Source organism: Streptomyces sp. Y2F8-2 (genome assembly GCF_014905555.1).
Taxonomy (GTDB): Bacteria; Actinomycetota; Actinomycetes; order Streptomycetales; family Streptomycetaceae; genus Streptomyces; species Streptomyces cynarae.
Genome location: NZ_BNGS01000005.1, coordinates 321,567 through 334,170 on the forward strand (window position 1 = coordinate 321,567; position 12,604 = coordinate 334,170).

Sequence of the window (12,604 nt, forward strand, 5' to 3'; positions counted from 1 at the left end):
ACCAGGGCGATCAGGAGCACGGCCGGGAATCGCCTTAGCCGGTGATCGGTTGCTGATCCGAGCAAGGAGACCTCCTGAGTGGCGTTGCCGCCGCACGGCGGCACCGAAGCTGCCGGTGGCCGAGGGGAGCGGAGGCTCATCCCAGCGTCCACTGCTGGCCGCTGCCGCCGTTGCAGGTCCACAGCTCCGCGAGGGCTCCGTCGGTCGTGGCCCCTCCGGTGACGTCCAGGCACAGGCCGGACTGGACGCCGGTGATCGTTCCGTTGGCGTTCAGCGTCCACTGCTGGTTGGTCTGGCCGTTGCACGGCCAGATCTCCACCTTCGTCCCCGGGGTGGTCTGGTTGTTGTAGGCGTCCAGACACATCTGGGCGCTGCCGGCGTAGACGGTGAGCTGGTTGGAGGCGGAATGCGTCCATGTCTGGTTGGCCCCGCCGTTGCAGCTCCAGATCTCCACCTGGGTGCCGGCGGTCGTGGTCGAGTTCGGCACGTCCAGGCACTTGCCCGCGCCCACCGCGTGCAGCTCACCGGTCACGCTGGTGCCGCCGCCGCTGCTGGTGCCGCCCGCGACCCGGTACATCACCGTGCCGTGCGCCGGAACCGAGGCGCTGATGGTGCCCGAGGTGGTCGAGGACGCCCCCGACCACAGGTCGGTCAGGGTATACGTGGACGCCCCGGTCTTTCCGATCGCGGCCGCGGTGGTGGTGATGGTCGCCGTCGAACCCGTCTCGTTGAACAGCGCCACCGACACGTCTCCGTTGGCCAGCGGCTTGGCGAGCACGTCCAGGCCGCCCGAGGACGACACCATGGTGCCCTGTTTGCCCAGGGGGTCCTGGTCGACCGCGATCACCCGGGAGTTGGTCAGGACGGACAAGGTGCTCGCACTGGCCGAGGGTATGTTGGTGCCCGCGATCAGCGGCGCGGCCATCTCCGCCCACAGACTGAACTCGCTGCGGCTCTCGGTGGCCGTCAGCGAGCCGTTGCCGATCTCCAGCATGTCCGGGTCGTTCCAGTGGCCGGGGCCGGCGTACGAGGCCAGTCCGACGTTGCTGTGGAAGATCGACAGCATGCTGGAGTAGTCGGCGGTGATGTCCCCGGTGGTGCGCCAGCTGTTGCCCACGTCCGCGCCCCAGGTCCACACGTTCTCCTGGCCCCAGTTGCACAGGCTGAACAGGATCGGCCGGCCGGTGGCCGCCAGGGCGTCCCGCATCGCGGTGTACCGGGTCCGCGCCGGTACCCCGGTGTTGTTGCAGTTGTCGTACTTCAGGTAGTCCACGCCCCACGACGCGAACGACTGCGCGTCCGTGGTCTCGTGCCCGAGGCTGCCCGGATATCCCGCACAGGTCGCGGTGCCCGCGTCCTCGTAGATCCCCAGCTTCAGCCCCAGCGAGTGCACGTAGTCCGCGGTGCCCTTGATGCCGTCGGGGAACTTGGCCGGGTCCGGCACCAGGTGGCCGCCGGAATCGCGGCTGTGGGTCATCCAGCAGTCGTCGATGTTGACGTACGAGTAGCCCGCCGCCTGCATGCCGTTGGTGTGCATCGCCTGCGCGGTGGACTTGATCAACGACTCGGAGACGTTGCAGCCGTACGCGTTCCAGTCGTTGAAGCCCATCTGCGGGGTCAGCGCGAGCCTGTTGTCCAGTGCGGCGGCGGGCTGCGCCGTGCCGAGGGAGATGAGGGGGGCGGTCACGGCGAGCAACACGGCCGAGAACACGAGCGCCAAGGTCCGGCGCAGGGACGGCAGCGGGGGCAGCGGCCGAAGGCCCCTGGCTCTCGCAGTGGTCATGGGCATGGGTCATCGACTCCTGGTTGGAGGTGCGGAAGAGCAGGTGCAGGACGGGGGGACGGGTCGGGTTGCGGTCCTTCGGCACCTACGGGAGGACCACCGCCTCCCGCGGTGCTGGAGGGGGCTCAGCGGTAGCCGGCCGCGGTGACGTTGGCCTGCACCGCGTTGTCGGTCGCGTCGGAGGGATAGCCGGCGACGATGGCCCCTTCGTAGAAGGTGCCGGCGCTCAGATTGGCACCGCCGCCGGGCTTGCAGCAGTCGCCGCCGCTCCCCAGGACGATGGCTCCCTGCTTCTTCATGGGGCTGTATCCGCCGGGAAGCCCGCCGTCCCAGAGGGTGGTCAGGCCGCCGGACTGCGCGTTGCCGCCCTTGAGGGCGAACCTCGACGTGCCGTTGTTCTTCAGCATCGCGGTGACGAACTTGCTGGGGAACGCCCGCTGGTTGGTGTTCCAGGACTGGCTGCCGCCGGAGTAGAGGCCCCATTCGAGATCGGCCTGCACCCAGGGACCGCTGCCGGCGCAGCCGCCGAACCAGCACTGGGTCCCGAAGTTGATCGCGTCCATCGCCCCGGCCGCGTCGGCCTTCCGGGTCGTCTCGCTGTTGCCGTAGTCGAAGCAGCAGCCGCTGTTGACGTGGGTGCCGCTGGTCACCATGTACGCCCCTTCGGGTGCGGCACCGGTCGGCACGCCCGTCAGGTGACCGTCCCGCCAGTAACTGTTCCCGGGGTTGATGTACAGCGAGTACGCCCTGGTGCCCCCGATGGTCAGCGACTCCGAGGTCGCCTTCGCGGGGCTGCTCTGACTCGACCCCGGGACCTGGGCCGATCCCTGGTACCACAGGTCGTTGCCGTGCCCGGACTGGTCGCGGACGACCGTGATCACGCACGAGGTACCCGCGCAGAACGAGTCCTGGGCCGCCGCGTCGGCGAAGCCGCCGCGGGCCAGCACGCCGATGTCCCTGGTCGTGTTGTCCGAGGCGCGCCTGACCTGGTACAGGGAGCCGTTGTACGAACCGTAGAGTGCCCGCACCGTGCTGTGCGCGGCCACGCACGGCGTACCGCCGGCGGCGTAGATGTCGCACGGCCCCGATCCGCTGGGCGGAGGCGGCGGCGGAGGTGCCGGCGTGCTCCACTTCTGGTTGCTCTGGCCGTTGCAGGTCCACAGGATGACCGCAGTGCCGTTGGCCGTGGCCGCCCCGTTGACGTCCAGGCAGAATCCGGACGCGACACCGGTGACGGACCCGTCGGAGTTCTGTCGCCACACCTGGGTCGGCTGCCCGTCGCACGGTCGGATGACCACCGAGGCCCCGGGAGCCGTCCGGTTGTCGTAGGCGTCCACGCACCGGGTGCCGTTCATCGTCCTCAGCTCGCCCGCCGACGTGAACTCGAACGCCTGATTGGGCTGGTCGTTGCAGTCCCAGATCTGCAGCGCCGTGCCCGGCGTGTCGACGTTGCCCTTGACGTCCAGGCACCGCCCCGACGCGGAGCTCACCAGGGGTGCCGCCGGCGCCGGTGCCGACCATGTCGGCGCGGTCGCCAGCATCACGGTCAGCAGCGCCATCACGCATGCGGCGGCGGCCGCCGATAAGCGGGGTCTCCGGGCCGCAGGGGTCCGGGGCGAAACAGATGAAGGCTGCATGCTGGTCCTTGATGTGTGGGGGAAGGGGACAGAGATTGCCGTGCCTGTCCAAACGCGATCACAAGGACTTACAAGGTGCGTCGACCGCTCCCGTCAGAGTGCCCGAGAGCACCCACAGAGAACACTCAGACATCCCATGTCGCATAGTGATCCCATACGCCTGACACCCTGTCAATAGAGCTGTCAGGCCGAATCGGCTCCCCGATCCATCCCATGTCTTGCGCAGGTCAGCCCGCCATGACGGCATGCCGAAACCCGCGTCCGGCGACGGCCGCCGTGCCGGGCGCGGGTGTTGTGCGGCTACTTGGGCGAGATCCGGGGCGGGAGCGCGCGCTGGGCGTCGATCACCTCACCTGAGGTTCCAGTGCTGGTTGGCGCCGCCGCCCGAGTCCCAGACCTGGACCGGGGCCCCGTTGCCGGTCTGCCCGGCGGGAATCTCCAGCGCCCGGCCGGAAGCGACGTTGGTCAAGGTGTACGAACCGTCGCCGTTCCGACTCGCCCGCCAGTGCTGGTTCGCGCCACCGTTGGCATCCCAGATCTCCATCCGCGTGCCGTTGCCCGTCTGACCGCCCGGCTCGTCCAGAACCCGGCCACTGCCGACATTGGTCAGCGTGTACGAACCATCACTGTTCTGACTCGCCCGCCACTGCTGGTTCGCAGCACCACCGTTGGCGTCCCAGACCTGCAAAGGCGTGCCGTTCCCCGTCTGGCCGGCCGGAACGTCCAACACCCGGCCCGCAGCGACATCACTCAGCGAATACACCGTGCCCGAGACGATGCCTCCTGGGTCCCCCGGGTTCCCCGCACTGCCGCCCAGCGCGGTCAGGACCGCGTCGTAGGCCGGCTTCTTGTTGCCGTTGCGGTCGAACAGCAGCGGATTGTCCCCGCTGCGCCAGGAGTCGCTGTCGCGGATGCCCCACACGGTGATGCCGGTGCAGCGGGCGACGTTCATGCACGCCTGGACTGTGGCGGCGTATCCCGTCGGCGGCGCCTGGGCGATGTCGAGTTCGGTGATCTGGACGTCCACGCCGAGGGCGGCGAAGTTGGCCAGGGTGGTCCGGAAGCTCGACGGCGGGCCGCCGGCGCCGAAGTGGCTCTGGAAGCCGACGCAGTCGATGGGCACTCCGCGCGACTTGAAGTCGCGCACCATGTTGTAGACGCCCTGCGTCTTGGCGTCGGACCAGTTCTCGATGTTGTAGTCGTTGTAGCAGAGCTTGGCCGAGGGGTCGACGGACCTGGCGGTGCGGAAGGCCTCCTCGATGAAGCCGTTGCCGAGCACGTTCTGGAAGACCGAGCTGCGGTGCTGGCCGCTGCCACCGTCGGCGAAGGCTTCGTTGACCACGTCCCAGGCGTAGATCTTGCCCTTGTAGTGGGTCATCTCGGTGGTGATGTGGTTGTTCATCACGCTGCGCAGCGTGTTCGGGTCGGTGATGGAGCTGACCCAGCCGGGCAACTGCGAGTGCCACACCAGGGTGTGGCCGCGCATCCGCTGCCCGTGCGCGGTGGCGTGGCCGACGATCTGGTCGGCCGGGCCGAAGTTGAAGTTGCCGCGGGACGGTTCGGTGGTGTCCCACTTCATCTCGTTCTCCGGGGTGATCATGTTGAACTCCCGGTCGAGAATCGTGGAGTACGTCGAGTCGCCGAGCCTTCCGGCAGCCACGGCCGTGCCGAAATAGCGGCCGCTGCCGGCCGCGGCCGCGCCCAGCGTGCCGGAAGCCGCGTGGGCGGCTGGGGACGCTGTCCCGGCCAGGGCCAGTACCGTGCCGGCTGTCAGTCCGGTGGCCAAGGCCATGGCTTTGCGGAGGCGGGGCTCCTCGTTGATCCAGAACATGAAGGATCAGTCTCCTTGTGTGTGTGGGGGGGTGGGGCACCGATCACGAGTCGGTGCTGCGGTGGGGTCGGGTCAAGGGGCCGAGGTGACCGGCAGAGCGGTCCACTGCTGGTTGGCGCCGCCGTTGCAGTCCCACAGGACCAGTTGGGTACCGTCGGTGGTGGACGCGTTGGGGTCGTCGAGGCAGCGGCCCGAGACCGGGTTGCGGTAACCGCCGTTGTACGGCTGCCACTGCTGGTTGGCGCCGCCGTTGCAGTCCCAGATCTCGATCTTGGTGCCGTTGGCGGTACCGCGGCCGGTGGCGTCGAGGCACTTGCCGAGCGCCCGCAGGGTGCCGTCGGAACGCGCGGACCACTGCTGTGCGTCGGAGCCGTTGCAGGCCCGGATGTCCGCGGCGGTACCGTTGGCGCTGCTGCCGCCTCCCACGTCGAGGCACTTCCCCGCGATTCCGGAGCGCACCTGACCGCCCACGGAAACCGGCGACTTGATCCAGCCTGCCGCGTCCGCGGCCTGGACCCCGGCGTTGAAGGCGTCCGCCATCTTGCGGTAGCCGTTGTCGTTGGGGTGCAGGGAGTCGGCCAGATCCGCGGTGGTCAGAGCGCTCATGTCCACCAGGCGCACATGCTTGCCCACAGCTTGTTCGGCCTGCACGATTCCTGGGAGCTTGGCGTTGAACGCGGGCCGGCTGGCCTCCTCGGTGCCGCTGGTGGAGACGATCAGGGTGCCGACGAGGACGGTCGCGTCGGGGGCGTCTCGCGTGATCTGGTCGATGAGCGCACGCAGCCGGTCGGTGGCCGTCGGAACCTGGTAGTTGCCGTTCAGGTCGTTGGTACCGATCTCCAGGGTGACCACGTTCGGCCGGTACCGGGCCAGCACGTTGTCCGCGATGCCGGCTATCTGGTCGATCCGCCAGCCGGAGTGGCCTTCGTTGTCCGGGTCTGACATGGTGCCGCCCCGGCCCGAGCCGACGAAGTCCAGGGCGTGCCCCTCGGCCGACAGCTGGTTCCACAGAAAGCTCCGGTAGCCGTTCCCGGACGGACTGCCGACGCCCCAGGTGATCGAGTCGCCCAACGGCATCAGCCGCAGGGGGGCGGGCGCGGCGGCCCGCACGGCGGAGGGCGGCGCCTCGGTGCCGGTGGCGGCCGCCGCGGGCAATGCGGCGCCCACACCGAGCGCGGCCGTCAGCGCGGCGGCCAAGGGTGCGCGGTACTTCTTCATCAGCGTTCCTCACTGGTGCGGGACAGTGGGTGGGGTGAACGGGCCCGCGAGCGGTCAGCGCGGGGTGAAGTCCTGGTTGCTGCCTTGCGTGTTCTTGCAGGGCCACTGGTCGAGCTGCTGGCCGAGGTTGCTGCCGCCGCCGAAGACGTCCAGGCACAGGCCGCTGTTCTTGTTCTGGAAGGAGTAGGAGCCGTCGGACTGCCGCACCGGCAGCCACAGAGTGCCGGCAGCTCCGTCCGGGGCCTGCTGCACGATGTCGGGAGTGCCGGCGGCCGTGGAACCGCCCGCCACCGCCACGACCTGCCCGGAGTTCTGCGCCCGTAGCTGCCCGTAGCCGCTGGAGACCGGCACGAACTCGAACTGTTGGTTGCTTTGCCCGTTGCAGGTCCACTGGTCGATCGCGGCGCCCGCGGCGGCGGAGTTGCCGTACACGTCCAAGCACAGACTGTCGCTGCCGATCACCATCTGGTGGTAGCCGCTGGGGAAGCCGTCGCCACCGCCGCCCGACGGCTGGATGCCTGCCTGCTGGATGACCTGCCTGGCGCCCTGCGGCCAGTTGGTGCCGCTGACCTGGACGTTGCCGGTGAGGACGTTGTTGTGCGGAGGGCCGGTGGCCACGTACGTGTTGCCGCCGTTGTACCAGTTGCCGGAGAAGGTGCTGTCGTCGGTGTGGTTGTTCCCGTTGGCATTGGTCAGCGCCCAGTTACCGGCGTCCTGCACCACGTTGTGGGACACCGTCAGGTACCGGGAACCCTCGTCGAGGTACAGCGCGGTGGTGTGCCTGTTGTCGTACATGTAGTTGTCGGAGATCACCGAGCCGGGGTTCGCGGACAGGCTGTAGATGCTGCCGCCGTCGAACATCGCGTTCTTGGTGTCGAAGACCAGGTTGTGGGAGACGGTGTTGTTCTTCAGCGTCGTGGGGGTGCTGTAGACGGGCTGGTAGGTGTACGTGCCCCGGTTGACGTAGTCCTGGCTGCCGCCCGGGTCGTTGATGCCCCACCCCCACCCGATGTCGATCCCGTCGTAGGGCAGGTGGTCGCACTGGTTGTGGGTGATCGTCGCGTTCGTGACGTAGGTGGACAGGATGGCGGCGGTCTCTTTGTAGTCGGTGCCCACGCCGCTGACCCGGTTGTTGCTGATGACGATGTTCTGGTTGGTCATCTGCGGGTTGCTCGGGTGGTGCGCGTCCGGCTGGATGCCGCCGACCTGAATGCCGCTGCCGGCGATGTCGGTGAACGTGTTGCCGGTGACGGTGACGCCGCCCGCCCCGAGTCCGGTGCCGGAGGCCGTGGCGACACCGTCGTTCCCCAAGCCCAGTCCGGCCTGCCCGAGTTCGGAGAACGTGTCGCCGGAGAACGTGATGCCGACGGCGGCGGAGACCTGCACGGCCGCGGGCATCTGCGCCCAGTGGTTACGGGTGGCCTCGAACTGCGTGCACCCCGACTTGCAGGTGCTCAGCCAGTTGGCGGGCATCGCGTAGGCTCCGGTGATGTGGGCGCCGCTCTGCTGGTCCGCGTAGCCGTCGGGTCCGCTCGGGCCGAGCCAGGAGGTTCCCGTGAACCGGATGCCGGTGAACGCGAGGCCGGTCGCCGGTGAGCCGTAGCTGCCGCTGATGTCGAGCAGGCTCTGCAGCCGGGGCAGTTCGATGTCGAGGCTGTTGGGGTTCTGCCCGGGCTGGGCCCGGTAGTAGAGGTCGCCGGTGGACGAGTCGAGGTACCACTGTCCGGCCTGCTTGAGGAACGCGTAGTTGTTCTCGAGGTACATCGTCCCGCCGGCGAACGGCGCGTTGATGGTGTCGTATCCCCAGGAGTTGTTGTTCCACGCGGGCTGCTGCATGGTGATGGTTCTGCCGCTGATCGACTGGATCGGCGCGTAGCGGTCGGTGAAGGAGTTGACGCTCTCGACTTCCATGTGGTTCTGGTCCGAGAGGCCGGCCAGGTAGTCGAGGGATGAGTCGGTGATGGTCAGGCCGGTCTCGGTGAAGACGAATCCGGAACGGGGCACCTGGATCGCCGCCCGCGGTGCCTCCTTGCCGTTCACGTACAACTGGCGCGTGTTCACGCCCGGGCCGACGTGGACCGACCAGATGTCGTTCGACTGATCATGCACCTGCCAACCATTGATCCGCTGGGCGCCGGTCACGACCGGCTGCTGCCCCGGCATGGCCTGGTAGGTGATGGTGTGGCCGTTCTGGCCGCCGTCGCCGGAACCGAATGCCAGCGGCTTGGACAGCCGGTAGGTGCCACCGGCCAGGTTGACCACGACGTCAGAATCGGCCGAGAGCCGGTGCGCGGGCTGCTGCGCCTGGTCGATGGTGGCGAACGGCTCCCCGGCGGTGCCGTTCCCGCCGGGAGCCGCATCCGGCGCCACGTACAGGACGGCGGCCGCCGTTTGGTGCTCGGCCGGTATCGCGTAGGCGGCCCCCGTCGTGGCCGGGCTGCCCGCCAGCAGGGCGAGCAGAGCCACGGGGGCGGCCCACAGACCGCGGAGCGTTCTGGCTCTGGACATGGTCATCCTCCGGTGGTGGCACGTGTGAGCCGGTGGTGTCGGGGCCGTGCGGCGTTTGTTGTCGACTGTCGCCTGCCTGCCCCGTCCGCCCGGTGCGGCGATGCCTGCATGGGGTGGTGACTGGCCCCTGGCCGACGCTGATCCGGTCAGGGGCCGGAGCCGTTCAGGTCAGTTGAGGCTCCACCGCTGGTTCGATCCACCGTTGCACGGCCAGAGTTCGGCCAGGGCGCCGTTGGCCGTGGAGGCGCCGGTGACGTCGAGGCAGAGCCCGGACTGGGTGCCGGTGACGGTGCCGTCCGAGTTCAGCTGCCACTGCTGGTTGGCGCCGCCGTTGCACGGCCAGGTCTCCACCTTGGTGCCGGCGGAGGTCTGGTTGTTGTACGCGTCGAGGCACATCTGGCTGCTGCCGCTGTAGACGGTCAGCTGGCCCGAGGCCGTACGGGTCCAGGTCTGGTTGGCCCCGCCGCTGCAGTCCCAGATCTGCAGCTGTGTGCCGGCCGTGGTGGACGAGTTCGGCACGTCCAGGCACTTGCCCGCGCCCACCGCGTGCAACGCACCGGTGCTCGTCCCGCCGCCGGAGGAATTGCTGTATCCGGCCGCGGTGATGTTGGCCTGGACGGCGTTCTCGGTGGCGTCCGACGGGTAGCCGGAGGTCATCACACCCTCGTAGAAGGTGCCTTGGGCGCCCTTGCTGTTGTCGCCGCCGATGCCCAGGATGATGGCGCCCTGCTTCCGCATCGGGTTGTAACCCGGGACGCCTGGACGCGGTCCGTCGTAGAAGGTGGACAGGCCGCCGGACTGCGCGTTGCCGCCACGGATCGCCCAGTGGTTCGGTCCGCCCTTGATGATGGCGGTCGTGTACCGGTAGTTGATGGTGGGGTCGTTCGCGTTGTAGTGCTGGTTCACCCCGGAGAACAGGCCGTTCTCCAGATCGGCCATGATCCAGGGGCCGTTGCCCGCACCGTAGCCCCAGACCTTGATGTTGCCGAAGTAGATGGCCTCCATGGTGCCGTTGCCGTCGTCGTTGCTGTCCGTCTCGGCGTTGCCGTAGTCGAAGCAGCAGCCACCGTTGTAGTGCGTGCCGTCGAAGATCGCGTACATGCCCTCGGGGTTGTCCCCGGTCGCGATGCCGTTGGTGTGGTTGTTGCGGTAGCCCGTGCCGGGCGCCACGAACACACCGTAGGCCTTGTGACCGCCCACCATGGTGGGCGCGGCGGTCGCGTTCGCGAGGTTGTCGGGGCCGCCCGCGGCACCGCCCCCGGGCGCCTGGGTGAGGTTGTTGCCGCGGCCCGACTGGTCGTAGATGGTCGTGATCAGGCAGGTCGTTCCCGAGCAGAACGAGTCCTGGGCGGCGGCGTCGGCGTACCCGCCCGCGCTCAGGACGCCGATGTTCCGGGTGGTGTTGTCCGAGGCGCGCCGGACCTGGTAGAGCGGCCCGTTGTACGAGGCGTACAGCGCTCGGGTCGTGCTGTGCGCCGCCACACAGGGCGTGCCGCCTGCCGCATAGATGTCGCACGGCCCGGACGCGGCCGCCCGGGCCGTGCCCGCCGTGGCCGTGGCGCCGGCCAGTGCCCCGGCGACGAGTGCGGCTGCGACCCCCGCCCGGGCGAACGTTTTCGACCGAGAGCGGGGCGAGCGCGCCGGCGGCGGAACGTGCGCCTGGTCCGGTACGCTCCGCGGCCCGCCACGGTGCCGTACCGCCGCGAATAATCGCCGGAGGCCACCGCGCCCGGACGGCAGGTGGCGTCCTGTACGTATGGTTCTCATCCGATCTCCCTACCGTGCCGACGCAACCCGGCCGGGCCGCGTTGGTGGCGCTGACAATCCGGAAGCGCTTCGAGGTGCCGTTTCGCAGCGAGATTACAGAGAGGTTTCGGGGGGAGACGGTGCTCCCGCTTTCCCTGGGCTGTCAAGGGTGTGGAGCCCACTGTTGCAAAGGTCGTCGCGGAATCGATTCGAAGGCTGATTTCTGCGGTTCCGAAGCTCTCGGCGCGGTCGAAGAGTCGCGGCGCGGCGGCAGGCGGACGCCGGCGTGACCGTCCGTTGCGCCGGCATGGAGGGCCGCACAGGTGTGCGGCGACCAGGTCAGGAGCATTGGGCTGATCGCCCGCCATGTCGGTGAGCAGGGACGCAGCCGCCGACCCGGGCGACGGGGACCGGTTCGCAGGGCAGGGGCCCAAGCGGCGGAGCCTCGGCTCGCGCGCCGGCTCCGCATTCCCCTCGCGGCACGCCATTGACCCCTCACACCGCCGGTCGTACCATCCCGTCGAAGCGCTTGCGTGGAATCGATTCGCTCCGCGCCTTCCGGGAATGCGTGAGACGCGGAACGTATGACGGTTCCGGCAGCCCCGCGCCGTTCCTCGCGGACTCACGGCCCTCGGGCACCCTGCGTCCTTCGTCCGCCCGGGCCCGCCACGGCGCAGCCGTCTGCGTGGCGCCGCCGGGCACCTGGCGCTCGTCCAGCACCGTCCACGACGAGTCCCTCGGGGCGTCACCCGTCAGTATCCTTGCGGCCTGGGTGCGGTCTTGAGGAGCTGCATGAACATCGGGGAGATAGCTCGACGCGCGGGGGTGTCACGGAGCACGGTGTCGTACGCGCTCAGCGGCAAACGACCCGTCGCCGCCGGCACTCGCAGACGTATCGAAGACGTGATCAACGAATTGGGATACCGCCCCAATGCGACCGCGAGGGCCCTCAAGGAGGGCCGGACCCGGACCATCGGTCTCGTCGTCCCGCCGGCCGGCAACAGGCTCACACACATGCAACTGGACTTCGTCGCCAGCGTGGTCGACGCCGCCGCCCGGGTCGACCTCGATGTGCTGCTGTCCCCTTCCGGCGGGGATCACGAGCGTTCCTTCGAGCGGTTGGTCTCGGAGAGTCGCGTGGACGGCGTCATTCTGATGGAGATCCGCCTGGTGGACCCTCGTGTGGGGCGCCTGCAGGAAGCCGGGCTGCCCTTCGTCGGGATCGGGCGCACGGCCGGCGACCACCAGATGTCCTGGATCGACGTCGATTACGCCGGCCTGGTCCAGCACTGCGTGCGGCACCTGGCCGATCTCGGGCACCGCCGGGTGGCCCTGGTCACTCGGTCCCGGGAGCTCATCTCGGCCGGCTACGGCCCCGCGCACAGGGCCAGAGAGGGTTTCGAGGCGGCCCTGGCGGAACGCGGCCTCGACGGCGTCGAAGTGCCGTGCGGGGACGATGCCCGCTCCGGTCAGGAATGCGTCGAGGCGCTCCTGCGCAGCCATCCGGACGTCACCGCTGTCACCACCATCAACGAGGCCGCCCTGCCCGGCGTCCAGCGCGCGCTGGCGGACGCCGGTCTCGAAGTGCCGTACGACTTCTCCATCACCGGTGTGGCGGCCAGGACGTGGGCCGAGGACTTCCGTCCGCCGCTCACGGCAGCGGACGTACCCGCTCTGGAAATGGGCGAGAAGGCCGTTTCCCTGCTCGTGGAACGCATCGCCGCGCCGGACACACCGCCTCGGCACATCCTGTTGACTCCCCCGATCTCGTTGCGTTCCAGCACAGCCCCCGTACCCACCGGCGGGCCGGCAGGGGCCAACGGCGCGGCGCGCTGAGCCGCGCGTACGGCAATCACGTCCGCACGACACCCCGACGCAGCA

At 69.2% G+C, this 12,604-nt stretch carries 6 protein-coding genes and 1 pseudogene; 1 reads left to right on the forward strand and 6 read right to left on the reverse strand.

Going from position 1 to position 12,604, the window contains the following annotated elements; all coding sequences use genetic code 11:
• Positions 1 to 136: 136 nt before the first annotated feature.
• From SY2F82_RS19145 to SY2F82_RS19170, 6 genes and pseudogenes are all read right to left on the reverse strand, one after another.
• Positions 137 to 1,783, reverse strand: coding sequence for a ricin-type beta-trefoil lectin domain protein (locus SY2F82_RS19145; protein WP_374707181.1), 1,647 nt, complete (start codon positions 1,781 to 1,783; stop codon positions 137 to 139).
• Positions 1,784 to 1,908: 125 nt separating this feature from the next.
• The gene (locus SY2F82_RS19150) at positions 1,909 to 3,342 is read right to left on the reverse strand and encodes an arabinofuranosidase catalytic domain-containing protein (protein ID WP_200420312.1); all 1,434 of its coding nucleotides are present in this window, start codon (positions 3,340 to 3,342) and stop codon (positions 1,909 to 1,911) included.
• A gap of 430 nt (positions 3,343 to 3,772) precedes the next feature.
• A pseudogene (locus SY2F82_RS19155) lies at positions 3,773 to 5,212 on the reverse strand (endo-1,4-beta-xylanase); the annotation flags it as partial.
• Positions 5,213 to 5,323: 111 nt separating this feature from the next.
• Positions 5,324 to 6,469, reverse strand: a complete 1,146-nt coding sequence (locus SY2F82_RS19160; protein ID WP_200420314.1) for an SGNH/GDSL hydrolase family protein — start codon at positions 6,467 to 6,469, stop codon at positions 5,324 to 5,326.
• Positions 6,470 to 6,523: 54 nt separating this feature from the next.
• Positions 6,524 to 8,977, reverse strand: coding sequence for an RICIN domain-containing protein (locus SY2F82_RS19165; RefSeq protein WP_236041626.1), 2,454 nt, complete (start codon positions 8,975 to 8,977; stop codon positions 6,524 to 6,526).
• A gap of 168 nt (positions 8,978 to 9,145) precedes the next feature.
• Positions 9,146 to 10,744 (reverse strand): arabinofuranosidase catalytic domain-containing protein, encoded by a 1,599-nt coding sequence (locus SY2F82_RS19170; RefSeq protein WP_200420315.1) that lies wholly within the window; start codon positions 10,742 to 10,744, stop codon positions 9,146 to 9,148.
• A gap of 771 nt (positions 10,745 to 11,515) precedes the next feature.
• Here SY2F82_RS19170 and SY2F82_RS19175 point away from each other — a divergent pair.
• Complete coding sequence (locus SY2F82_RS19175) at positions 11,516 to 12,559, forward strand: LacI family DNA-binding transcriptional regulator (RefSeq protein WP_200420316.1); 1,044 nt, start codon at positions 11,516 to 11,518, stop codon at positions 12,557 to 12,559.
• Positions 12,560 to 12,604: the final 45 nt, after the last annotated feature.

Bases quoted from the DNA above. Each gene is read 5' to 3' on its own strand.
- SY2F82_RS19145 (WP_374707181.1), bottom strand. From the start codon at position 1,783: ATGACCACTGCGAGAGCCAGGGGCCTTCGGCCGCTGCCCCCGCTGCCG.
- SY2F82_RS19150 (WP_200420312.1), bottom strand. From the start codon at position 3,342: ATGGCGCTGCTGACCGTGATGCTGGCGACCGCGCCGACATGGTCGGCA.
- SY2F82_RS19160 (WP_200420314.1), bottom strand. From the start codon at position 6,469: ATGAAGAAGTACCGCGCACCCTTGGCCGCCGCGCTGACGGCCGCGCTC.
- SY2F82_RS19165 (WP_236041626.1), bottom strand. From the start codon at position 8,977: ATGTCCAGAGCCAGAACGCTCCGCGGTCTGTGGGCCGCCCCCGTGGCT.
- SY2F82_RS19170 (WP_200420315.1), bottom strand. From the start codon at position 10,744: ATGAGAACCATACGTACAGGACGCCACCTGCCGTCCGGGCGCGGTGGC.
- SY2F82_RS19175 (WP_200420316.1), top strand. From the start codon at position 11,516: ATGAACATCGGGGAGATAGCTCGACGCGCGGGGGTGTCACGGAGCACG.